This is a genomic window from Streptomyces boninensis (assembly GCF_048572725.1).
Taxonomy (GTDB): Bacteria; Actinomycetota; Actinomycetes; order Streptomycetales; family Streptomycetaceae; genus Streptomyces; species Streptomyces boninensis.
Window position 1 is genome coordinate 8,452,540 of the sequence record NZ_CP183837.1, and the last position, 22,669, is coordinate 8,475,208.

At 69.2% G+C, this 22,669-nt stretch carries 17 protein-coding genes; 5 read left to right on the forward strand and 12 right to left on the reverse strand.

The features are described 5' to 3' along the window. Window positions 1-25: 25 nt before the first annotated feature. From ACNNMR_RS38150 to ACNNMR_RS38160, 3 genes are all read right to left on the reverse strand, one after another. Entirely contained in the window at window positions 26-1,015 is a 990-nt protein-coding gene (locus tag ACNNMR_RS38150; RefSeq protein ID WP_419999295.1) for an SCO0930 family lipoprotein, read from the reverse strand. A gap of 122 nt (window positions 1,016-1,137) precedes the next feature. Beyond that, window positions 1,138-2,706, reverse strand: coding sequence for an NADH-ubiquinone oxidoreductase-F iron-sulfur binding region domain-containing protein (locus tag ACNNMR_RS38155; RefSeq protein ID WP_419999296.1), 1,569 nt, complete (start codon window positions 2,704-2,706; stop codon window positions 1,138-1,140). After that, window positions 2,703-3,479, reverse strand: coding sequence for a hypothetical protein (locus ACNNMR_RS38160; RefSeq protein ID WP_419999297.1), 777 nt, complete (start codon window positions 3,477-3,479; stop codon window positions 2,703-2,705). Before ACNNMR_RS38160 ends, ACNNMR_RS38155 begins: the two co-directional genes overlap by 4 nt. A gap of 530 nt (window positions 3,480-4,009) precedes the next feature. On the opposite strand from ACNNMR_RS38160, the gene ACNNMR_RS38165 reads away from it, so the two are divergent. Beyond that, window positions 4,010-4,879 (forward strand): PucR family transcriptional regulator, encoded by an 870-nt coding sequence (locus ACNNMR_RS38165; RefSeq protein WP_419999298.1) that lies wholly within the window; start codon window positions 4,010-4,012, stop codon window positions 4,877-4,879. Window positions 4,880-4,942: 63 nt separating this feature from the next. Here the strand turns inward: ACNNMR_RS38165 and ACNNMR_RS38170 are convergent, their stop codons facing one another. The 8 genes from ACNNMR_RS38170 to ACNNMR_RS38205 form a co-directional block, all read right to left on the reverse strand. Next, the gene (locus tag ACNNMR_RS38170; protein ID WP_419999299.1) at window positions 4,943-6,367 is read right to left on the reverse strand and encodes a DUF1996 domain-containing protein; all 1,425 of its coding nucleotides are present in this window, start codon (window positions 6,365-6,367) and stop codon (window positions 4,943-4,945) included. Between the two features lie 8 nt (window positions 6,368-6,375). Next, window positions 6,376-7,035 carry a DUF4142 domain-containing protein gene (locus tag ACNNMR_RS38175; protein ID WP_419999300.1) on the reverse strand — a complete coding sequence of 220 codons (660 nt, stop codon included), beginning with the start codon at window positions 7,033-7,035 and terminating at the stop codon, window positions 6,376-6,378. A 643-nt stretch (window positions 7,036-7,678) separates the two neighbouring features. Then, window positions 7,679-8,533 (reverse strand): ABC transporter ATP-binding protein, encoded by an 855-nt coding sequence (locus ACNNMR_RS38180; RefSeq protein WP_419999301.1) that lies wholly within the window; start codon window positions 8,531-8,533, stop codon window positions 7,679-7,681. A 3-nt stretch (window positions 8,534-8,536) separates the two neighbouring features. Further along, window positions 8,537-9,631: a FecCD family ABC transporter permease gene (locus ACNNMR_RS38185; RefSeq protein WP_419999302.1), complete on the reverse strand. Its 1,095-nt coding sequence runs from the start codon at window positions 9,629-9,631 to the stop codon at window positions 8,537-8,539. Window positions 9,632-9,633: 2 nt separating this feature from the next. Further along, the gene (locus tag ACNNMR_RS38190) at window positions 9,634-10,713 is read right to left on the reverse strand and encodes a FecCD family ABC transporter permease (RefSeq protein WP_419999303.1); all 1,080 of its coding nucleotides are present in this window, start codon (window positions 10,711-10,713) and stop codon (window positions 9,634-9,636) included. Next, window positions 10,713-11,777, reverse strand: a complete 1,065-nt coding sequence (locus tag ACNNMR_RS38195) for an iron-siderophore ABC transporter substrate-binding protein (RefSeq protein WP_419999304.1) — start codon at window positions 11,775-11,777, stop codon at window positions 10,713-10,715. The genes ACNNMR_RS38190 and ACNNMR_RS38195 overlap by 1 nt, the downstream gene beginning before the upstream one ends. A 49-nt stretch (window positions 11,778-11,826) precedes the next feature. Next, window positions 11,827-13,638, reverse strand: coding sequence for an ABC transporter ATP-binding protein (locus tag ACNNMR_RS38200; RefSeq protein ID WP_419999305.1), 1,812 nt, complete (start codon window positions 13,636-13,638; stop codon window positions 11,827-11,829). Further along, a complete protein-coding gene (locus tag ACNNMR_RS38205; protein ID WP_419999306.1) occupies window positions 13,635-15,326 on the reverse strand; it encodes an ABC transporter ATP-binding protein in 1,692 nt (563 codons plus the stop codon). The genes ACNNMR_RS38200 and ACNNMR_RS38205 overlap by 4 nt, the downstream gene beginning before the upstream one ends. Before the next feature lie 70 nt (window positions 15,327-15,396). On the opposite strand from ACNNMR_RS38205, the gene ACNNMR_RS38210 reads away from it, so the two are divergent. From ACNNMR_RS38210 to ACNNMR_RS38220, 3 genes are all read left to right on the forward strand, one after another. Next, the gene (locus ACNNMR_RS38210) at window positions 15,397-16,146 is read left to right on the forward strand and encodes a hypothetical protein (RefSeq protein ID WP_419999307.1); all 750 of its coding nucleotides are present in this window, start codon (window positions 15,397-15,399) and stop codon (window positions 16,144-16,146) included. A 262-nt stretch (window positions 16,147-16,408) separates the two neighbouring features. Further along, complete coding sequence (locus ACNNMR_RS38215; RefSeq protein ID WP_419999308.1) at window positions 16,409-17,284, forward strand: ATP-binding protein; 876 nt, start codon at window positions 16,409-16,411, stop codon at window positions 17,282-17,284. A gap of 287 nt (window positions 17,285-17,571) precedes the next feature. Continuing rightward, on the forward strand, window positions 17,572-18,015 hold the full coding sequence (locus ACNNMR_RS38220) for a hypothetical protein (protein ID WP_419999309.1): 444 nt from the start codon (window positions 17,572-17,574) through the stop codon (window positions 18,013-18,015). 590 nt (window positions 18,016-18,605) lie between these two features. Here ACNNMR_RS38220 and ACNNMR_RS38225 read toward each other — a convergent pair. Then, window positions 18,606-21,065 (reverse strand): hypothetical protein, encoded by a 2,460-nt coding sequence (locus ACNNMR_RS38225; protein WP_419999310.1) that lies wholly within the window; start codon window positions 21,063-21,065, stop codon window positions 18,606-18,608. A 1,202-nt stretch (window positions 21,066-22,267) separates the two neighbouring features. Between ACNNMR_RS38225 and ACNNMR_RS38230 the strand changes: the two genes are divergently transcribed. Beyond that, window positions 22,268-22,663: a hypothetical protein gene (locus tag ACNNMR_RS38230; RefSeq protein WP_419999311.1), complete on the forward strand. Its 396-nt coding sequence runs from the start codon at window positions 22,268-22,270 to the stop codon at window positions 22,661-22,663. The last annotated feature ends 6 nt before the right edge of the window (window positions 22,664-22,669 follow it).

Genomic DNA, 22,669 nt, shown 5'->3' on the forward strand with positions numbered 1-22,669 from the left:
GGGAAGCGTCTGGCTGATGGCCGCGTCAGGAGGTGATCTTCTTGCCGTCCGGCTTTACCGCGTGCCATACGCCTTTCACGCCCTGGCCGTTGATGTCTCCGGGTTTCTTGTCGCCGGTGTACCAGTACAGCAGCCAGCAGTCGATCGCCAGTTGCTTGCTGCCGTCCGGCCGGGTGAAGGTGTTGACCAGCTTCTGCTTCACGTCCTGGACGGCGTTCTTGTCGACGGGTTTCGCGGGCTTCCAGGTCGTCAGGCACTCTCCCGTGCACGCGGTCTTCATCGGCCAGGCGCTGTCCTTGTCGAAGCGGTAGAGCGTGCGGCCCTTGGCGTCCACGAGGATCTTCTCGCCCAGCTGGGCGTTCTGCTCCGCGCGCAGTGGTGCCGCTTCTTCCTGCTGCTCCGCGTCCTGCTGCCCCGCTCCGCTCGTGCTCGCCTTGCCGCCGTCCTTGGAGATGGCGGACCACGTGCCGCCGACGCCGTGGCCCGTGGTGTCGCCGGGCTCCTTGTCCTTCGCGTAGCGGTAGACGGGCCAGCCGTTCATGGTGAGCTGCTGGGTGCCGTCCTTGCGCTTGACCGAGCCGATCAGTTCGGGGTCGATGCCGTCGGAGGCGTCCGGTTCGTCGGCGCGCACCGGGGGCCACGTGGTGGCGCAGTCGCCGTCGCAGTTGGAGGCCGGCGGGTCGGCGGTGTCCTTGTCGAAGCGGTAGAGGGTCCAGCCCTTGGCGTCGGTGACTACGGAGCCGAGCTTGTCCGAGGCGGTGAGGGTCAGCGTGCCGGCGGGTCCGGTGCGCGCGCCGCCACCCGCGCCGCCCGCCTCATTTCCGCCGGAGCCATAGTCTCCCGCGTCGTAACCGCCGGAGTCTTTGCTGTCCGTGCCGGCCGACTCCTTGGCGCCGTACTCGGAGTCGGCCACCGAACTGGTGCCGGCGGGTCCGGAGGTGTCGCCGCACGCCGCTGTCAGCAGGGCTGCCAGGAGGGCCGCGCCGGCGAGCTTCACACTTCGGTGGTTCCTCATCGCTGCTCCCTTCGAGAGTGCCTGAACGGGAGTCTTGCGACTGTCGCGCCTGGTGCGAGAAAAGTTGTTTTTCTCCGTCAAAGCCTTCGGGGCAGTGAACGGCGCCGGGCTCAGCGCCGTACTCACTTCTCCACGCGCAGCGCCAGCGCCGGACAGCGGCGCACCGCCCGCGTGGCCTGCCGGCCGAGCCGCTGTGGTACGCCGTAGTCGGCCCGCGTCGGGTAGCCGTCGCCGGAGAGCTCGACCAGGTCGGGCGCGGCTCCGGCGCACAGCCCATGGCCCTGGCAGCGCACCCAGTCAACGACCAGCCGCAGGTCCGTGCGGCGGTCGTCGCCGGGCGCTCCTGGCCCCAGCGCTCTTGACCCCGGTGCTCTTGACTCCTGCACGGGCACCGGCAGCGCGCCGAGCACCGGGCGGCCGCAGCCGTCGCCTTCCGCATGCCGGCGGAAGTCGGTGGCGAAGACGTCCAGCGCGGACTCGACGAAGCCGGCCGTGCCGTCGGGGTGGCTGCAGGCACCGCGCTTCTTCACGGCCTCGGTCCGGGCCCGCAGGCCCCGCAGCGCGGCCGCGCCCGCCCCCGGCTGCCCGCGCGGCCCTGCGGCGGCGCGCTCGAGTTCGTCGGCGAGCGCGGGCAGGCCGATGACGCAGGGCCCGCACTGGCCCGCTGACTCGGCCGCCAGCCACCGCACCACCTGAAGCGTCTCGCCGACCGGGCAGGTCTCGACCGGCAGCGGCAGCACCGCGCCCGCGCCGAGCCGGGAGCCGAGCCCTTCGAGCGAGGCATCCGCGATGCGGGCCTGCCACGCCGAGCGCGGGTCCAGCCAGCGGCCGTGGTAGCCGCCGACGAGCACCCCCTGGCCCGGGTGGCTGCCGCACAGGCCCAGCACGTACGGCAGCGGCACGCCGGTCGGCACCTCCAGTACGTGCGACCCGGCGACGGTCAGCAGGACCGTGCCCGGCTCGTCCGGCAGGCCCACGTCGCGGAAGCCCAGGGCGCCGAGCCTGCCGGCGACGGCGAGCTGGGCGAACGTCTCGGCGTTGGACAGCAGGGTCGGCAGGCCGTCAAGACCGCTGTCGCTGGTACGTATCCTGCTGCCGGTCGGCAGTGCAGGACCCTGGCCGAGGCCGCTGACCAGGGCGCTGGACTCGCCGGTGACGAACCGCTCGGGCAGCTGCCTGACCTCGGCCACAGGCCGCCGAGGGCCGCGCTCGGCGACGGCGGCGCGCACCGAGGCCGCCACATCCTTGCGCGTTACGCCCACGCACAGGCGCTCGGCGCCCAGCGCGTCGACAGCCAGTTCGGCGCCGTCGAGGACGAGGTGCGGCGCGCGCAGCAGCAGCGCGGTGTCCTTCAGGCAACTCGGCTCGCCCTCGGTGCCGTTGACCACCACGGCGGTACGGGCCCGGCCGCCCCGGGCGGCGGCCTCGATGACGGCGCGGAGCTTGTACGCGACGGGGAAGTGCGCGCCGCCGCGGCCGTGGAGCGCGGTGTTCTCCGCGAGATCGACCAGCTCCCAGGCGTCCAGCCGCGGCAGGGTGCCGTGCACCGTCAGGTGCCCGACCCGGTCGAGCCGCCCGCCGCCCGGGAAGCTGCCGGGCGTGAGCCCGGCCAGCAGCCGCGGCGGCCCGTAGCTGAGCACCGGGGGTGCGGCGGGGGCGGCGGAGACGGGCCGGGGCACGATGGAGGTCATCGCGTGGCCCTCCGCTTGGCCGGCCCGCCGGAGCCGGAGCCGGGGGCGCGCGGTGGGTTGCGGCTCGGCGCCAGCCGCCAGGCCAGCGCCACCACGGCACCGGCCAGCGCCAGCCCGTACATCGCCGACACCCAGCCGGCCGCGGGCCGGCCGGCCTTCAGGCCGTGCACGAGCGCCAGCCCCCAGGCCACGTACGCACCCATGTGCAGCCCGCGCCACCCGCGCGAGCCGCCCTTGCGCGCGAAGGCGCCGCGCACGGCGCCGGTCACCGCCACGGCGAGGAAGAGATAGCCGGCGACGGTGCCCAGCGCGATCAGCGGGGCGCGGCGCAGGGTCTCGAACGGAAGCAGCGCCTGGGCCGTGGTCACAGAACCGGCCGCGATCTTCACGCCCACGTGCAGCGCCAGGAAGCCGAGCCCGGACACCGCGAGCCCGCGGTGCACGGCCTGCGCCACCAGGCGGTGGTCGGGGATCAGGAGCTTCCGCTCGGCGGCGACCAGGCCCCACAGCGTTGCGCCGGTGAGGGCGACGAGCGCGAGCACCCCGGCGCCGAAGTCGAGGAATGCGGCGGTCCGCGAGAACGACCCGCCGCTGACGGCGAAGAGCACGGCCATCGTGGCGGCGAGACCGAATGCCGTCCACACCGCGCCCGTACGCGGCGGACGGTCCCGGTCCGGCGGTGGGCCGGTGCGCGGTCGTCTGCGGTGCGAGCGGGCCGAACGGGCGGCGGTGGTCTGCTGCGGTCGGGAAGTCCGGTTCGTCAGTAGGGACATCAGGCTCCCAAACGTGCAACGAATCGTTGATTTGCCAAAGCATGGCGATTCGGTGGCGAGCTGTGCAGATTTCTTCACTCTCCGCGACCGGATGGTTCCAGCCGGGATGCACAGCATCGCCGAGCCCGGCGGAACGGACCCAGAAGTTATCGCGCTGTGACAAATTCTTGTGGTGGCGTCGCGGCTCCGTAGTCCGGCTGTCGATGATGACCAACCAGGGATCCGGGGGGACCCTCACGGGCCTGACCACCCCGCACCGGGCCCGGCCCGACCCGGCAGGAACGAGGTACAAGATGAGCGACTTAGTCGATCTCGTGCGATCGCTCCCACGCAAAGGGCGCCCTCGCGTGGCACGCAAGGAAGTCTCAGCCGTCGCCCGCCAGGTGGTCGACGAGCTGCGGAGCGCAATTCCCCGATTTGCAGCTGCATTTCCGGATAACGAAGAGGACGACATACCGAGGGCCGTGGAACAGGCCTTGCTTACCGCGGTCGGTTGCTTACCCCGTCGGCCGGCGGGTGCTGCCGCCGAGGTGGACGGGCTGGATGAGGCGGACGAGGTGGAAGCGGAGCCGCCGCTCGGCGATGCGGTCCGTATCGACCGGGCCCGCCGGCGGCTGTGCGGCGTGCTCATCGGCCAGCAGGAGGCCGCGGCTTCCTCCCGGTGCCTGGCCGAGCTGTCCCAAGCGGCGCGCTGGCCGCTGCCCGACACCGTACGGGCCGTGGTCCTCTCCTGGCCCGGCGAGATCCCCCAGCTGGCCACCGCCCTCGGCAACGCGCTGGCCGGGCCGGTGCAGGGCGACGTGTGCCTGCTTGTCCCTGACCCCGGTCCGTACGACGAGATCCGGGACGTGGTCCAAGGGGTGCTGCGTGGCCGCGCTGCGGCGATCGGGCATGTCGTACCGCTGGGCGTCACCGCGTCGTCGGTGCGCTGGGCGTCCCGGCTGCTGGAGCTCGGCCCGGGCGACGGCGCGGGCGAAGAGCGGGTCCTGGTCGTCGATGAGTACCTGTCGGAGCTGCTGATGCTGCAGGACGAGTCGCTCACCCGCGCCCTGGCAGCGCGGTGGCTGCAGCCCCTCGACGAGCTCACCCCGCGCCAGAGCGCGCGCTTCGAGCGCACCCTCCTTGCCTGGCTCGAGGGCGGCGGCGTCCCCGAGGCCGCGAAGATCCTTGAGGTGCACCCGCAGACGGTGCGCTACCGCATGCGCCAGGTCGAGAAGCTCTTCGGCCCGGCGCTGCGCGACCCGCGCAGCCGCTTTGAGCTGGAGATGACCCTGCGCGGGCGGCGGCTGCTGGCGAGGATGCGCCACCACCGGTTGGTCCTCGGCCGCGGGGCGCGCGCCACCGGGGACGCGCTGCGCTCCTTCGACCCGGTCCGGCAGGCACGCGTCAACGGCCTGTGATGTGATCTCACACGGCGGCGGCCCCGGAGCTCTGAGCTCCGGGGCCGCCGCCGTGCTCCCGTATCACCCGCAGTCTCTCCCGCTGTTGATGCACTCCACAGCCTCAGCCATCAGCTCCTCCGGCATGACGTTGATGAAGTCGCCGTGGTCGGTCACCGGCTTGTGCAGCTGCTCAGGGAAGCTGTCCACCGCGAACGGTGTCTCCTCCGGTACGTTCCCGCCGCGTGGCACGTCGTAGGAGATCTGCTGGGTCAGCTGCGGGATCGCGGTGAAGCCCTCGGGGCAGGAGCCGTCCTCGCGGGCGAAGGCGACGTGGTCGCGGTGGTTGCCGCTGTCGGTGTTCGCCCCGTCCCAGCAGCTCTGGAACTCCAGGCTGCGGATCACGTTCGAGCCCTCCGGGCACAGCGGGTACTTGTCCTCCAGCCGCACCTTGTCCTCGAAGCCCTCGCAGGTCCACGAGGCGTTCGCGTTCGCCGTGCCGTTGGTGAACGCCTTGGCGTCGCCGGTGATGATGCGCAGGAACTGCGGCATCGCCGTCACGTCGCCGGCCTGGCTGCCGCTGAAGGACAGGGTGACACCGGCCGGCTTCAGCACCGTGCCGACGTTGCCGTCCGCGCCGCCGCCCGGGCCGCCGTGGTTCGGCTGGCCCTCGGTGACGCCGTCAACCGCGCGCAGCACCGGCCAGTAGTGGGTCGAGCGGTCGTCGCGCTCGCACGTCGTGTCGGCCTGCGCCAGGTCCTGGTCGGAGGTGAACGCGTCGGTGGCCAGGTTGCCCACGTAGTCGTGGACGTGATGGGCACCGTTGCCGATGCCGGGGGCGGCGATCACGTTGTCCGAGTTGAAGTGGCCTTCCTCATTGCGGCCGCAGTCGACAGTGAACGAGCCGGTGGAGCCGCCCTCCTGCTGCCCCGGGTCCGATACGTTCGGCCGGACCTTGGTGATGTCGACGAAGTCCTCGGCCACGGGGCCGCCACGCTGCTGACCCTGGTCGCCGCCTTGCTGTTCGCCGTCTCCTCTGTCTTCCGCCCCGCCGCCGGCGTCGCCGATCGGCTGCATGCGGCAGCTGTTCATGGACTCGAGTCCTTCGGGCGGCGCGGCACCCCCCTTCTCGACGGCGTCCGAAATCGCGCCGATGCTCCGCCCGCGCTGTTCGGCAAGGTCCTTGAGGATCGCCTGATCCTGTAACTGCCCGGTGCCGAGCATCTCGTACGCGCCTGCCACCTGCGCGTCCATCGCGGTCAGCCCCTTGGCCACATCCGTCCGCGCCCCCTCGGGCACCTTCCCCATCGCCAGCCCGATGTCCGGACAGTCGATGGTCCTGGTATCGGCTCCCGGCTGTTGCGGCCCGGTCTGCGCCGCCGCCGGATCCTCGTTGGCGCCGGCCACGGTGTTAACCACCACGACCCCGCTCCCGGCGAGCGCCAACGCTGCCACCAGGGTGATCAGGGGGCGTGTCGAGCGCGCGTGACTGTGTCTGTTGATTCTCATGAGCCATGTCACTCCCTCTCCAGAGCCTCGAAGTCGACGAGGCCGGTGTTCTCGAGGACGGTGATGTGATCCAGCACGACGGTGTTGGCCCGGGTGGCAAGTGAGCGCACCATCGAGTTGCGCGTCCGGTCCCGGACGATCCCGATCAGGCCGAAGACCTTGCCGTGCGCCCGGCGCAGCAGGTTGGCGAAGGTGCGGTCGTAGTCGTCGCCCTTGGCCCGCGCCATCTGCGTAAGCCATTCCTGCTGCTGCGCGTTGGGCTGATTGGGCAGTTCGATCTTCAGCGCCCGGCCCGCCTTTACGGCGCGCCGGTCCAGCTCGGTGTGGCCGTCGACGAGGTGGTCGCCGGCCATCCGGACCTGCTCGCGCTCGCTGCGCTCCTGCGCCTGGCGCCCGGCGGGCAACTCCCACAGTCCGGCGAGCCGCACTTTGCGCACGAAGTCGCGGTCCAGCGCGCTGAGCGGGCCGTACTGAGTGCTCCGCGTCCCCAGCCCGTCGTCCTTCCAGCCCTCCCGGGCCGCCGCGATGGAGCGGGCGCCGTCGAATGCCTGCACGGGGAACAGCAGCGCCGCCAGCGTCGCCAGCAGCGCGGCAATGACCACCGCCGTTCCGACCGCGCGGCCGGATCCGAGATACCGGTGGAGCAGGGCTCCGACGACGCCCGCCATACCGCCTCCTTTAGCACCTGTCCGCCGGCCAGAGCGGATCCTGCGGATTGGCATCGGACGGTACGGGGATGCCGGTGCGGCCGCGGAGGCTTCATCCGCACCGAACAAAGATTGCTCCGAGCGTTTCGGCCGTTGCTAGATTGCGCGCTCGGGCATGCCCGGACCACCGGGCCGTACACCCGCCCCGGGGCACCTCGTCGACGGATGGCCGCGCAAACCGCAAGGGACCGCCGAAGTCGCCGAGTTCCTCAACTCAATCGTGGGAAATTGTTAGACGACGGCCCCGGAAATGATCAAAGGGCCTGGATCTCACCGAAGTGAAATCAAGGCCTTGACCTGGGCTTGAAGCCCGTTCGCACCGTGTCGGGACGGCGGGATTTGAACGGGTAGCTGAGGCTGTCGGCGACGGTGCCGGTGGAGTGGAGGCGGCGGGGCAAGGCGGGAGGTGAAACCTGACACTCTCGCTCCCCTGCCGCACGGTCGAGGTAGTCGGCCCACTGCGGCTCTCCCAGTCGCCCTCGGCGGAAGTCCTGCTCGGAGCTCCATCGAGTCCAGGCGAGGGGCTGACGATGTAGGGCGAGACGCGTGATTGAGAGGACACCGCCGATGCCGCAGTCGAGGCGCATGATCTCTGTACGTCCGTTCACGCATGGGCCGATGTCCCTGGACTCGCCCCGCTTTCGGCAGGGAGGTGGTGCCGGCCGACCGGGATGACCAGCGGGGTGGCGCTGACCGGGTCGGTCGTCACCTGGCAGCGGAGGCCGAAGACGTCCGCCACGGTGGGCTCGGTGATGACGTCGGCCGGTGCGCCCTCGGCCACGACACCGCCGGACTTCATCGCTATGACGTGGTCGGCGTACCGGCAGGCCTGGTTGAGGTCGTGCAGGACCATGACGATGGTGCGGTTCTCGTGCCGGTTGAGGTCGGTGACCAGGTCCAGGACGTCGATCTGGTGGGCCAGGTCGAGGTAGGTGGTGGGTTCGTCGAGGAGCAGGATCTCGGTGCCCTGGGCGACGGCCATGGCGATCCAGGCGCGCTGGCGCTGGCCGCCGGAGAGTTCGTCGACGGTGCGGTGTGCGAGGTCGGTGGTGCCGGTGGCGGCGAGGGCGTCGTGTACGGCCTGTTCGTCCGCCTTGGTCCACTGTCGCCACCAGGTCTGGTGCGGGGAGCGGCCGCGGTTGACGAGGTCGAGGACGGTCAGGCCGTCGGGGGCGATGGGGGACTGCGGCAGGATGCCGAGGCGCTGGGCGAGTTCGCGGGTGGGGATGGTGTGCAGGGCGCGGCCGTCGAGGCGTACCGCGCCCGACTTCGGCGCCAGCAGGCGGGCCAGGGCGCGCAGCAGTGTCGACTTGCCGCAGGCGTTGGCGCCGACGATGGCGGTGATCCGGCCGCGCGGGACGTCCAGGTCGAGGCCGCTTACGACGGCACGATCGTCGTAAGCGAGGTGCAGGGCCTCTGCGCGCAGGGCGGGTTCGGCGGCGGTCGCCGGGGGTGTCATCGGTCAGCCTCCTGAGCCCGCGCGGTTGACGCGGATGAGCAGCCAGAGCAGCACCGGAGCGCCGAGCACCCCGGTGACGATCCCTACGGGCAGTTCGGTGCCGGGGATCACCTCGCGTGCCGCGACGTCGGACGCGAGGACGATGAGGGCGCCGGTCAGGCCGGCGGCCAGTGGCGGTGGCCAGGCCGTGCCGCACAGCCGCTGGGCGATCTGCGGTGCCGCGAGCGCCACAAAGGCCACCGGGCCCGCGGCTGCCGTCGCGAAGGCGACCAGGCCGACGCCGGTGAGCAGCACCGTCAGGCGTACGAGCTGGACCCGGGTGCCCAGCCCTTTGGCGACGTCGTCGCCGAGCTGGAGGGTGCGCAGCAGGCGGCCCACCAGCAGCGCGGTCGGCAGCAGCACGATGAGGGCGAAGGCGAGCGGCGCGCCTTGCTGCCAGTCGCGGCCGTTGAGGTTGCCGACGAGCCAGCCGAGCGCGGCTTGGGCCTGCAGCTGGCCGCCGCGGGCGAGGAGGTAGTCGGTGGTGCTCAGGCACAGCCAGGAGATGCCGATGCCGACGAGGATGATGCGGTAGCCGGTGGTGCCCCGTCGCCAGGCCAGCCCGTAGACGAGCAGTGCGCTGGCGAGAGCGCCGAGCAGGCCGAGCGCCTGGGTGTTGAGGCCGAAGTCCCAGCCCAGGACGATGCCGGCGACCACCGCGGTGCCGGCACCCTGGGTGAGGCCGATCATGTCGGGGCTGGCGAGCGGGTTGCGGGTCATCGTCTGGAACAGGGCCCCGGACACGCCGAAGGCCAGGCCCGCCAGCAGCCCCACCATGGCGCGGGGCAGCCGCAGTTCGCGTACCACCAGGACGGTGCCCGGGTCTCCGGAACCGGTCAGCGCGCGGGCGACGTCGGGCAACGGGATGCCGTACTCGCCCACCGACACCGCCCAGCACAGGGCGGCGAAGACGGCGGCGGCGAGGACGGCGCACACGGCCAGTTGCCGCGGGCGCACGAACCCGGAGACGGGCGGGACGGCCAGCCGGAAGGGCCGCGCGCCGCGGTACGTGGCGGCGTTCGCGGTGCTTGCGGCTTCGGTACGGACTTCGGCGGACACCGTCACACCTCCGCGAGCCGCTGCCGGCGGACCAGGGCGATGAAGAAGGGGGCGCCGACGAAGGCCACGATGATCCCGGCCTGCACCTCGCTGGGGCGGGCGATGAGCCGGCCGAGGATGTCGGCGGCGAGCAGCAGCGCGGCGGCCGCGGCCGCCGACAGCGGCAGCAGCCACCGGTGATCGGGGCCGAGGCCCGCCCATTGGGCCAGGACGCGGGCGACGTGCGGGACGACCAGGCCGATGAAGACCACCGGGCCGATGGCGGCCACGGCGGCGCCGGTGAGCAGGGTGACGGCGACGACGCCCTGCAGCCGTACGAGACCGAGCCGCCGGCCCAGCGAGGCGGCGACGTCGTCGCCCAGCGCGAGGCTGTTCAGCGCGGGCGCGCTCGCCAGCGCGAGCAGGGCGCCGGCCGCCAGGAACGGCAGGATGCGCCAGACGGTGGCCGCGTCCTGGTCGGCCAGCGAGCCGGCCGACCAGAAGCGGTAGCGGTTCAGCGCGTCCGGGTCGGTCAGCACCACGGCGCTGGTGAGCGAGGACAGCACGGCGGTCACCGTCACGCCGGACAGGGCCAGCTTCACCGGAGTGACGCCCGAGCGGCCCATGTTGCCGAGCAGGTAGACCGTGATCCCGGCGGCCATCGCCCCGGCGAAGGCGAACCAGATGTAGCCGAGCAGCGAGCCGATGCCCGCCACCCCGGCGGCGAGGACGATGGCGAAGGACGCCCCCGCGGTGACCCCCAGGATGCCGGGGTCGGCCAGCGGGTTGCGGGTCAGCGCCTGCATCAGCACGCCGGCCAGGCCGAGCGCGGCACCGGCCGCCAGGCCGAGCCCGGTCCGCGGGATCCGTACCGTCCAGATGACGTCGTCGATGCGCTTGTCGACCGTGCCGCCGGTCAGCGCGCGGAAGACCTGGGACGGTGGGATGTCCAGCGCGCCCAGGGCGAGCGAGAGCAGGCACAGCGCCGCCAGCGCGGCCACGGTGGCGGCCACGAGCACCGTGGGGCGCGCGGGGCGTGTGGGGTGCGTGGGGCGCCGGCTGGTGGCGCCCTGCTCGGCGGCGGTTTCGGGTCCTGACGTCATCACGGCTTGGGCGCCGGGACCGTCGTGGCCGGCTTGCCGTCGACGGCCGCGGACAGCAGCGGCGTCATCCGGTCGACCACGTACGGCAGGCTCAACGGGCTGACGAAGGAGATGGCGCTGCCGAAGTCGCTGCCCTCCTCGATCAGCACCTCGCGGCCCTGCTTGACCACGTCGAGGTCGCCGTAGAGCGGGTCATTGTGCAGCTTGGCGGCGTCCTTGGCCGGGTCGTCGACGAGCCAGACCAGGGCGTCGGTGTCCAGCAGGTCGGTGCGCTCCTTGCTGAGGTTGGCGCCGAACTCGTCGCCGACCACCTTGCCGAGGTCGGCGGGCTGGGTGAAGCCCAGATCGGCGAGCAGCCGGGTGCGGTTGTCCTGCGGGCCGTAGATGTACTTGCCCTCGTACGGGGTGGCCATCACCGCGCTCGCGCCCTTGAACTCGGAGTGCTTCGCGGCGGCGCCGGCGATGTGCTTCTCGGTGCCGGCGACCAGCTTCCGCGCCTTGTCCGGCTGCCCGAGCGCCTTGCCGATCTGCTCGGTCTGGTGCTGCCAGGTGATGGACCAGTCCGGGCCGTCCTTGGGCTGGGCGACGACCGGGGCGATCTTGGAGAGGGTGCGGTACTGGTCCTTGGTGAGTCCGGAGTACGTGGCGAGGATCAGGTCGGGGCGCAGCGCCGCGATCTTCTCGACCTGGGGGCCGGTGCCGTCGTCATGCAGCACCTTGGGCCGCGGCTTGGAGCCGAGTGCCTTCTCCGCCCAGGGGCCGATGGCGCCCTTGTACTCGCCGACGAACTCGGTGGTGCCGACCGGCACCTTCCCGAGCGCGAGCACGGAGTCCTGGTCGGTCAGGCCGACGGTCACGATGCGCTTGGGCTCGGACTTGACGGTGGTAGAGCCGTACTTGTGGCCGAGGGAGACCGGGAATGCCCCCTTGTCCGCCTTGCTGTCGGAGGCGGGCCCGGCTGAGTCGCCGGAGTCGCCGTCGGAGCCGCACGCGGCGGCGGAGACCATGAGCAGGGCGGAGGCGGCTACGGCGGCGAGCCGATGGCGCTGGAGACGGCGGTACATGGCGTTGTCCTCTGGGGTTCAGGGGCTGTCGGAGAGAAGGGGTCAGCGTTCAGGGGTGCGGGGCGGTGCGGCTGCCGGACCACGCCCGCCACAGCGCGGCGTACGGGCCGCCGGCATCCCGAAGTTGCTCGTGCGAGCCGGTCTCCACGACCTGGCCCGCCTCGAGCACCACGATCCGGTCGGCGGCGACGGCCTGGGTGAGCCGGTGGGCGACGACCAGGGCGGTACGGCCCGACAGAGCAGCCTCGGCGGCGCGCTCCAGCACCCGGGCGCCCGCGCTGCCCGCCTCCGCGGTCGCCTCGTCCAGCACGGCGACGGCGGGGTCGGCCAGCACCAGCCGGGCGAGGGCGAGTTGCTGGGCGCGGGACGGATCCAGCCGGTGGCCGCCCTCGCCGACCTCGGTGGCCAGGCCGTCGGGCAGCGCCTCGGCCCAGTCCAGCGCGTGCACGGTGGCGAGAGCGGCGCGCAGTTGGGCGTCGGTGGCATCCGGACGGGCCAGGCGCAGGTCGTCGGCGAGGGTCCCGCTGAAGACGTGGACCTCCTGGGTGACCAGTGCGACGGGCACGTCCGCGCCGTCGGCGGCGATCCGTACCGTCCCCTCGGTCGGCTGCTGCACGTTGGCGACGATGCGGGCCAGCGTCGACTTCCCGGCCCCGCTCGCGCCCACCAGCGCCACGTGTTCACCCCGGCGGAGGGTGAGGGAGACGTCGCGCAGGACCGGGCGGCCGGCTCCGTAGGTGTGGCTGACGGCGCGTACCTCCACCGCGGGCTCGGCCGCCTCGTCTTCCGTACGGACGCCCGCGGCCGCCGGCTCCTGCGTACGCAGATCGGTCACCCCGACCAGCCGCGCCAGACCGGCCGTCGCCGACTGCGCGTCGTCCAGCAGCACCAGCGCCTGGTTGACCGGCCCGAACAGGCTGTGGAAGTACAGCGCGGCCGCCGTCGCCGTACCCACGGACGCGGAGCCGTCGCGGACCAGCAGATAGCCGGCGAACAGCACCGCGGCCAGGCCGAGATACTCGGCGATGTGCAGCCGCCCGTAGAAGCCCAGCACCAGCTTGACGCCGCGCATGGTGACCTCGACGGCGGCGCGCGAGCCGCGGTCGCTGCGCTCGGTGTGCTCTCGCTCCAGCCGGTGTCCGCGCACCGTGGCGGCGCCGCCGATGGTCTCCAGCAGCTGTTGCTGCTGCGCGCCGTTGGCGACCCGCTGCTCGGCGTACAGCGGCAGCGCCCGGCGTACGTACCAGCGCGCGGTGAGCAGTTGCACGGGGACGGCGAGCAGTGCGGCCAGCAGGAATCGGACGTCCAGCAGCGCCAGCGCCCCGAGGGTCAGGACGATGGTGAGCACGGAGCGGGCCATTTCGGGCAGCGCCGAGCGCACCGCCTCGGCGACCCGGGCGACGTCTCCGGTGACCCGGGCGGTGAGGTCCCCGGCCCCCGCACGTTCCAGGCGGTCGGCGGGCAGCTGCAGCGCGTGCGCCACGAAGTCCTCGCGCAGCCGGGCCAGCACGCTCTCGCCGAGCCGGGCGACCTGGCCGAGTCCGATGGTCGTGGTCACGCCCTGCGCCACGGCGACGACGGCGATCAGGACGACCGGCAGGGTCAGGTCGTCGGCGGGCCTGCCGTCCGCCACGATGTCGACGACGCGGCCGAGCAGCGGCTGCACCAGCAGCCCGACGGCGGTCGCGGCGACCAGCACGCCGAGGCCGAGCACGGCACGCGCCCGCTCCGGCCGGACGAGTTCGCGCAGCGCGGCGCGGGTGCGGGCGGGGGAGGCTACGGGCAGGAGCTCGTAGCCGCCTTCCTCCGGGACGGCGGCGGCCGTGTCGTACGGCTCCGGCTTCTGGGAGACGGCGGTCATGTGAGCACCGCCGCGCGGTAGTTGGTGTGATCGCGTACCAGGTCCTCGTGCACGGCCTCGGCGGCGACGGTGCCACCGTCGATGAACACGACACGATCGGTGGCGGCCAGCAGCGCGGGACTGCTGGTGACCAGCACCGTGGTCCGCCCGGCCCGGACCCGGCGGATGCCGGCGGCGATCCGGGCCTCGGTGGCCGCGTCCACGGCGGTGGTCGGATCGTGCACCACGAGCACGCTGCGCTCCGCGGCCAGGGCGCGGGCCAGTGCGACCCGCTGGCGCTGGCCGCCGGACAGCGCGCTGCCGCGCTCGCCGATCCGGCCGTACGCGCCCGCCGGCAGCGCCGAGGCGACCTCGTCGGCGGCGGCCGCGGCCATGGCGGGGGAGGGGTCGGCGCCCGCTGGTGCGGCGGCGGTGACGTTCTCCCGCAGCGTCCCGTCGAAGAGTTGCGCGTCGTGCTCGGCCACCAGCAGCGTCGATCGCAGGGCCGCGGGTGCCAGTTCGGTTACGGGCAGCCCGTCGAGTTCGATACGTCCCTCGGCCGGGTCGCAGCGGCGGGCCAGGCAGTGCAGCAGGGCGGCCGCGTGGCCGGGGTCGGTGACGACGACACCGACATGCTCCCCGGGCCGCACGGTGAGGTCGACGCCGCTGAGGCCGCCATGCCCGAGCCCGCGCACCCGCAGCTCGCCCGCGGCCGGCCGGGCGGGCTCCCCGCTGCCGCCGGTGATCTCGCCCGGCGCGGCCAGGACATCGGCGACCCGTACGGCAGAGGCCCGGGCCCTGGCGAACTCCGCCCCGACCCAGGCCAGCATGCCGACCGGCCCCGGCAGGAACAGGGCAAGTCCGACCGCGGAAACCAGGGCCCCGAGCCCGATCGAGTCACTGAGGACCAGCCGCCCGCCCACCAGCGCCACCAGGGCGATGAACAGCCCGGTCAGCGTGAGCATCAGCCCGGTCTGGAACGCCTGCGCACCAGCCGCCCGGACGCTGGCCGCACGCGACGCCCCACTGGTCGCGCGATAGCGCGCCACGGCGGCGCGCTCGGCCCGCAGCCCCTTCAGCACCCGGACGCCGGCGACCAGGTCGGCGGCCACCCCGGAGGCGTGCGCCGCCCGCTCCTGCTCGGCGGCGCTGCGCCGCTCCAACGGCCGCGCCAGAAAGTGACCGAGCGCCATCAGCGCCGGGGCACCCAGCAGGATCAGCAGCCCCAGCGGCACGGAGGCCCGCAGCAGCATCACCGCGCCGGCCACCACGCCCACGACGGCGGCGAATCCGAGGGGCAGGGCCATGTTGAAGGCGCCCACCCGGCGGGCGTCCTCGGTGGCCACGTTCACCAGCGCCCCCGGCGGCCGGCCGGCCTCGGCGCCGCCGTGCGGGGCCAGCACCCGGCGCACCAGGTCCAGCCGCAGGTGATGGCCGGCCTCTTCGGCGGCGCGCTCAGCAAACCGGGCGCCGATACGGAAGCCGTACGACAGCATGACGTAGACGACGGCGAGCACCACGAGCCACCCGGCCAGCGCCCCGGCATCGGGCCGCGCCACCGCCCGGTCGACGATCAGCCCGATCAGCACCGGCACCAGAACCTCGCCCACCTGATGCCCGGCACTCAACAGCGCTCCGGCGACCACCCCGCCACGCTGCCCGGCGACGGCGCGACGCAGCACGTCACGCCCGGATATGTCCGCCTCCACCCACCCGCTCCTCAGCACGCTTCCACCAAAGGAAGGTAAGGCTAACTTAACTTCGAGGCGGAGTAGAACGATGCGCAGCTCGGCGACGAGCGAGACGGGCGGATTGGCCGTGCCAGTGGTGCGCGTGCTTGGTGACGGCGGTCAACGTGAACTCTGTGCGCTGGCCAGGGTGCTGTTCTACAGCGTCCTCGACGTGCACCCGTACGAGACCAGCATCGGCGAGCTGGCAGTACTCCTGGCCACGTCCGCACCCGCCGCTGCTCCACCCGTCGGTGCCGAGTCGGTGACGGAAGCAGATCCCGGCGCAGAGACGGCGGAGGCAGGGGTGCCGACTGCCCGGCGCCCGCTCGAGGGCGACTCGCCGCTCGGCTGGCTCGACCGTAATCGCGCCCGGTGGCAACCGCAGGACCTCATCCACGAGCTTGAGCGCGTACGCGACCTGGACCAGGTCGACTCGGACTGGCACCCCAGCAGCCCCGACCTGTCTATGATCGCCCAGCAGCTGCTGAACCTGCACCGTCGCCTCACCGCCGTTCTCGACGGCCAGGACACGATGCTGGCCACCGCGGTCGCGGCGGACCTGTTCACCCGGCAGGTCCACGTAGGTAGCCGCGCCTTTCCCGGCGGGCGCCGGCTGATGGACTATGCGATCAAACGCATCGGCTCGGATGCCGACGCGGCACAGCAGACCGCCGTCGACGAGCGACGCTGGCACGCCGCCACCGGCCCCGCGGACGCCGATGACGATGGCGTGGCCGAGGCCGGGCTCCATCTGCCCATGTGCGAGCGGTTCGCCCCGCTTCGCGAAGATCAACGCTAACGCAGCGTCAGTGCCCCAGTTCCAGTACCCCCTGCAGCATCGGCATGTGCGTATGGTGCGTGTCACTCCTCGGACACTCAAAAGATCATGACGGTGCTGGCCGACTTTCGGTCAGCACCGTTTGCGTTTGGTCGTCGCAGGCTGGCACGTCAACGCGAGTCCAGGGTGATCGCCCGATGGGACGAATTGAGAACTTAGCCTGGGACGCTCCGGGACCTTAGAGGTCGACGATACGGGAAGTCCATCTTCGGCCAAGGTGCGAGTGGACGGCGATGAGGAGCGCGGCCAGTTCGTGATGGCCGGCTCGCTGCGCTTCCTTTCCGTCCCCGGCATCACCGAGTCCCTTGCCGGACGGGCCGGAGTGCTTGAGGTGTGGCCATTTTCGCAAGGTGAGCTTGCAGGCGTGACCGAGCACTTCATCGACCTCGCCTTCGCCAACCCCGAGCAGCTACGAGACCTGCCGCCGTCCCCTCAGACCCGCAAGGACTACTTCGAACGCATCTGCGCCGGGGGTTACCCGGAACCGCTCGCGATCCAGAGCCCGCGGGTCCGGAGCAGCTGGTACGACGGCTACCTCACCAACGTCATCGAACGCGACCTGCGGGAAGTCGCGCGCATCAGGGAAGACAGCGCCGCGGAGTCGATGCTGCGCTATCTGGCCTCGACCATCGCGCAGGAACTCAACATCACCGCCGTGTCCAACAAGACCGGCTTTAGCGCCAAGACGGTGCGCCGTTATCTGGACCTGCTGCGCACCGCCTTCCTCATCCACCGCGTCCCCGCCCGGTCCAGGAACGTCACCGCCAAGGTCGTCAAGCACCCCAACGTCCATCTCACGGATACCGGCGTTGCCGCTCACCTCCTCTCCCTCAACGCCGCCGCCCTGGCCCGTCCCGTCGCCCCCTGCCGCGGTGCGCTCTTGGAAACATTCGTGGTCAATGAACTGGCGAAGCAGCGCGTCTGGAGCGAAACCGATGCCCGCATCCACCTCTGGCGCGACCGCAGCGGCCTGGAGGTCGACATCGTCCCTGCAAGCCGGCGACGGCCGCGTAGTCGCCGTGGAATGCAAGGCAGCCGACTCGGCCAACATGGGCGACTTCCGGGGCCTTGCCGCGCTGCGCGACAACCTGGGCGATGATTTCGTCCACGGCTACCTACTCCATACGGGCCCCCAGGCCCTGCCCTTCGGTGACCGGCTGACCCTCCTTCCGCTGTCTGCGCTCTGGCATCACCACCAGTGAAGACGTCGATACAAGGTTCCGCTGGAGACCTCCAACCTGTGGGTGGGGCGGCGGAGGAAGCCCAGAGGCGCCGAGAGCGCTGCCGGAATCCGCATGCCGACTTGTCGTCGATTGGCCAGTTGTTGAGAACCACACCAAGCGAGCGGGCCGGTTGTCGACTATGGGGGCGCGTAGCGTGGTCCTCATGCCAGCCAAGCCGCCGCAGCCTGTGCTCCCGGAGCTCTCACCTAACGAGGCGTTGCTGGACTTCCTGCGGGCGCAGGCTGTCCCGCCGGATGGCCCTGGCGATCACGCGCTCGGCAAGTGGCAGCTGCACACGCACCCCGACCTCTGCGACCGCCTGGCCGATCTGGCCCCGCGGCACCCCTTGCACACCGCCTACGGGGTTCCGGTCCTGGCTCACGAGGGCATCGCCGCCGCAGTCGCGCTAGGAACCGATCGCCTACTGGTGCGGCTGCCCAAGCTGCCCCACAACATCGCAGCCGGAGCTCCGATGCCCCCGCTGACTGATCAGGGGTGGCAGTCTGTCGATCCCTGGCTGAGCGAACTGCCGTCCGCGGAAGGCGTTCGCAGGCTCTGCGGACTTATCGGAGGCGCACTCGCCCACGCCAGATCCTTCATTGCCTAGAGCACCGTCACGCGGGACTCAACGAGCTCGTGGGGGGAGACAGTGGTGCGGCCAGGGCATGCATCGCATTCCTTGGGCGCAGTTGAGCGATTTTAGTCGTGGAATGGACCGGGCGAGGCACCCCGCCGAGGCCTCGTATTAGCAAGGCGTCTCGAGCCGGTGGTAAGACGTGCCTTCGTAGGCCTGCTGCAGAACGGCAAACGGACTACTGAGCGCATCGACTAGGTTCTTACTCGCTTCGTGGCTGAGTGGAAGCAGTCCTGGAGTCGCTGGGGCAGCGCGTAACGAGCCTAGGCAGGCGGCGAGCTTTCAGCCTTTGGCCTTAGCGGGCTAGGCATTTCCCTTGCACCAACTCACCCTCTACCTAGCTGCCCTCGCCACCAGGTCTGGGCATGAAGGCAAGGGGAGCGGAACCCGAAGCTTCCGTCCAATTAGCAGGGATTGATGGATACCGTCCATTCAGTACCCCTGCGCGGGAGAGAGATGAAGGAGCTCGGAAAGCTCAACAGAATTTGTCACGTACGCTCGACGTGCAGCCCCACAGTCACTACTCGCCAAGGGGACTGCTTGACCACGCCGCCATCACTTCATTAACTTTCGGGTATAGTAAGCCGTTCTATCGCCTGAATCGCCCGCTGAGAGCGTGGCTTCCTCTTGGGGTAGTCTGACCACATGTCGCGATAGGATGAAGGCATCTCGGAGCGGAACCTCAAGGCGTGCGACGGCTCCGAGAATATTGCAGACGTCATTACGTGCACACCCCTTCCAACATTCGGCATATTCAGCCACTCGAAGGGTGATGGAGAGGATACGGTAAATTTAAATCCGCGCACACTCGACAATGCGAGGGACTCTCTCCCGTAATTGTCGATTGATTTGGATTCGATTGCGTATGGGATACGCGAGAAACCTGCATCCTCAATAATTTGAACTGCGGATCGAATTGCGTGCAGACTGGTCCGCACCACGTCGAATCGAACTTCGTTGCGTCGCCCGTGTAGCCACTCATTTCGCGCACTCGATACATTGTTCGCAACCAAGACGCGACTAATACCTTGCAGGTTGTCTGCTACCGCTGTTCTGGCGTCGTTCGTTAGGTCAAGATATGGAATCACATGCGCAAATGGAAACCGCTGGAGCACCTGCTGCCCTGCCCACTCCGGGACGTCTTGTATTGGCCGTCTGTGACTTTCACGTTCTGAGGCGATTCGCAAGAGTTCGCTAGCCAGACACTGGAACCCTCGACAGAGGGCATACAGGCTAATACGTTCATTGAACTCCATCTGATCCTCAGATGAGCGGGTCGCGACCCCTTGTAGCCAATTATGCGACCGAACCCGTTCTTCATCCGCATTATATGCGAAGGGTTTCATGCTGGCGAAGTGGTCAGTCGTAAGCGCCCACACTGTGAAGCAAAGGCTGTCATCAAGGATGTTTTCAAGTTCAACGAAATAATTTGCGGCTGTACCGCGAAATTCTTCAACGGTGGGACCGAGCGGGCTCCCTGGAGAGCTTCGCACCATCCTTTCCATCTCTTCGTGCAGGCGCCAAAAATCGTCATGCGGGTCACCCTTCAGCGCTGAAGGGTATCCAAGTTTCCATAGGATAAGTGAGATGAATTCATCACGCTCTGCCGCGTCATCGGGTAGATTGAGAACTTCGCACGCGGTTATCGCATTACTCTTCCGGGCAAGCACAAGCGTACTCAGCACGCGCCGGGGTGATCTATTCTGTAGGTACTTGTCGAGGCTGGCCTCCAGGCTGGGGGCACCCTCGCTCCGCAGCTGCCACTCCAGCTCTTCCCTGTCGTCCGCGTTTTCCAGTCTGTACATGCGCTCGATCAGATTTCGCAGCCTCAGAGGAGCAACGTTCATCGCGTTCGAAAATAGGCGAATTCCATGGATGCTCGCTTCCGCGGATATTCTGAATTTCCCAAAAGCTGCGTGATTGATTACCGGCTCCCGCACTTCTCCAGCCGGGATCTGTATTTCACCCGAATGGATAAGTGAATCTATCCCTTGAATTAAATCCCTGTCGCTGACTGTCAGGCTTAGCTGCATTAGCTCTGCGGTCGTTAGAGGTGAAACTATATCGGGAGATGCTCCTCGGAGTTGAAGGGGCTCGCATGTCTTACGCAATCGCCCTTTCGTATTATCTAGCAGCCACGCAACGATTTTACCAAGCTCTTCGCGAGTGAAGGCGTCGCCAATCAACGCGACCAAGCCGTCACCAGCGTCGTCCCGCGCAACCTTCATTGTCCGAGTGAAAATATCTGACAAGAACGACCCCCAAGCGCTTGGGGTCTCGTTCTCTCGCTTGAGTACACGCAGCCGTTCTTCGCGATGCTTGATAATTCCCGCTTCCGGGGCAGTTGAGAAGTGAACGTGATGCACTTCATCGCAGCTGACATCGCTGCAGTGCATCAGCCGTGCATGCCGCTCCGGGCCGAAATAACGCATTTGTTGACTTGTGAGTAGGCCGTAGGGTCCCGTGACCATATCGTGAACCTGGAAGACCCCTTGGGGTGTTTCATCTAGAAATTCAAGAGTTTGAGGAAGGCTAAGCTGTCTTAGGCCATCCTTGAGGTCCAACTTCTCAAATGCGCGATCGTAAAGGTATCGACCAAATATGAATGGGAAATAGATCACCCTATCCTTGATCTGGCGGCCAATGGCTTCCTGTAGTCGGGCGTCATTTGTAGAATCCACATCGACTAATAGGTCAGTCCATGAAAATTCTAGAAAACAGCCCAGACGTGATTCCGGATAAGGAATCTTCTTGCGTGTGAACATTTGTAGCTTCTCGTCGCCGTAAGCGGTAAGTCTAATCTCTTCATAGAGGTCCCTAGGGGGCCGGTAGTTTTTCGCTATTAGGCAGGATCCCAGAAGTTCGCTCATCGAGGTAAGGCGGAATAATTTCCTCTGGAATTCCTCATCTGAGTATTTTTCAGCGAGCTCTTCTTTGCTGATGGGTTCCATCTCGCCCCCCAGGGTCGTCGCCGACCATAACGATACGCGTAGCAGACGCTCACCGCAGCTGGTATCAATCACTTCATCTTCGGGGTAGCTTGGCGGAGGCATGCAAAACATCAGCGCAGGTGCCTCCAAGCATGCTGGCCGGTGCCACGGATCTGCGGCTAGGGCCACGGTTGGCGAACAGCGAGTCTGGCCTGCGGCGGAGAGGGCCCGGGGCGTGGTGACCTCGTTCCTGTGCCAGCGGTCAGGAGGACGCAAGTGGAGCTGTGGCTGTCAGAGTTCGGGTGTTTCTTGGAGCTGTCCCGCCTGGCTCGGGGCCGGAGAGGGCTCCGTCACCGTCCTCTCTCAGAGCCCTGACGCGGCAGGAGTCGACGACGGAGCGGGAGCAGTGTAGCCGCCAGGCCATGGGCGGCTCGGCGATCAGAATCTCCTATAGCTGCCAGACACCAGCCAGTTCTCGTCCCGAACCGGCGCAAGCGCGACAGACCCGAGCTAGCGCGGAACTATTGCGGCAGGTACTCCCACGGGGTCCCGGCATGCAACGCGCACTGAGTCCTGCTCAGGATCTCGCGTTCTCACAGCGACTTGCGGCAGAGGTCGAAATCGCCGCCGACGTTGTGGCAGCGGCCGCTCCGCATAGTTCGCAGCTCGTCCGGCACGATCCCGTGGTGACACCCCACGCCGAGGACCGAACGCTTAACGGCCGCCGTTGACGCAGCTATCGGAGCCTCAGCGTGTGAGCCGTCGTTGGTCGATGTACAACCGGACGTTCTTGCTCAGCACGCCGGCTCACTGCCCGGTACGTCCCTCGGACACCGTTAGGAGCCTACGAGTGTGGGTACGGTGCTGGCTGAGATCCATCTCAGCCAGCACTTCTTGTTGTCCGGGTGGTGAGGCACACGCCGACCTCCTGGCGGAGCTGGGCCTGGGCGACGGCTCGCCGCCTGGCGTTCGGCCCACAAGCCCTGTGATCGGTGCTGGCCGCGGTGTGACATGGAAACGGTCCCGTTCTGGCAATTGCCCAGGTCAGGACTGTCTGGGTGGGCGGGTCGACCTATACGCCGCGGGACCATCCTACGTGCCGCCTGGTCGGCCGAGGCTACAAAGCGCAGACGGCTTCGCCAGCTGCTGGGTCTCCCCGTCAGACGCGTCGGTCACCCGAATCGGGCAGGGTGAAATTCGTGCACCAAGGCCCAAGGATCAGTCGGAATTGCCCTGAAAGTGCTCCCGGTACGCCACATCCTGTGGAGCGGTCCGGGGTCTGCTAGAAAGCGACCATGCATGCCGCCCTATCCACGTCTCAACTCCAGCTACTGCATCACCTTGTGCTAGCGCAGATCCCGCATCCCGATGCCGATCCCATGGCGGTGGCGGCGCGGGGCATGGATGCAGAGGCGACCCGGGAAGATGCACGCACCCTCGGGTGGATGGGGATGGTGGAGGTAGCGGACGGCTATCTGTCGATCACCCCGAGCGGGAGAGCTGCGTATTTTGAGTCCGAATGCGCTCGGCTCTCGACTCGTCTGGCGGATGTGGGCGTGTTCGCCGACGAGCTCGAACGGCTCACACCCGCACCCGCTGGCGGGGCGCACGCACTCCGTCAGCTGGCGCAGGAAGCCTGGACTATCCAAGAGGCGGTGGAATACATTAACCGCCGGGCGAAGGGAGCATGAGCCCGG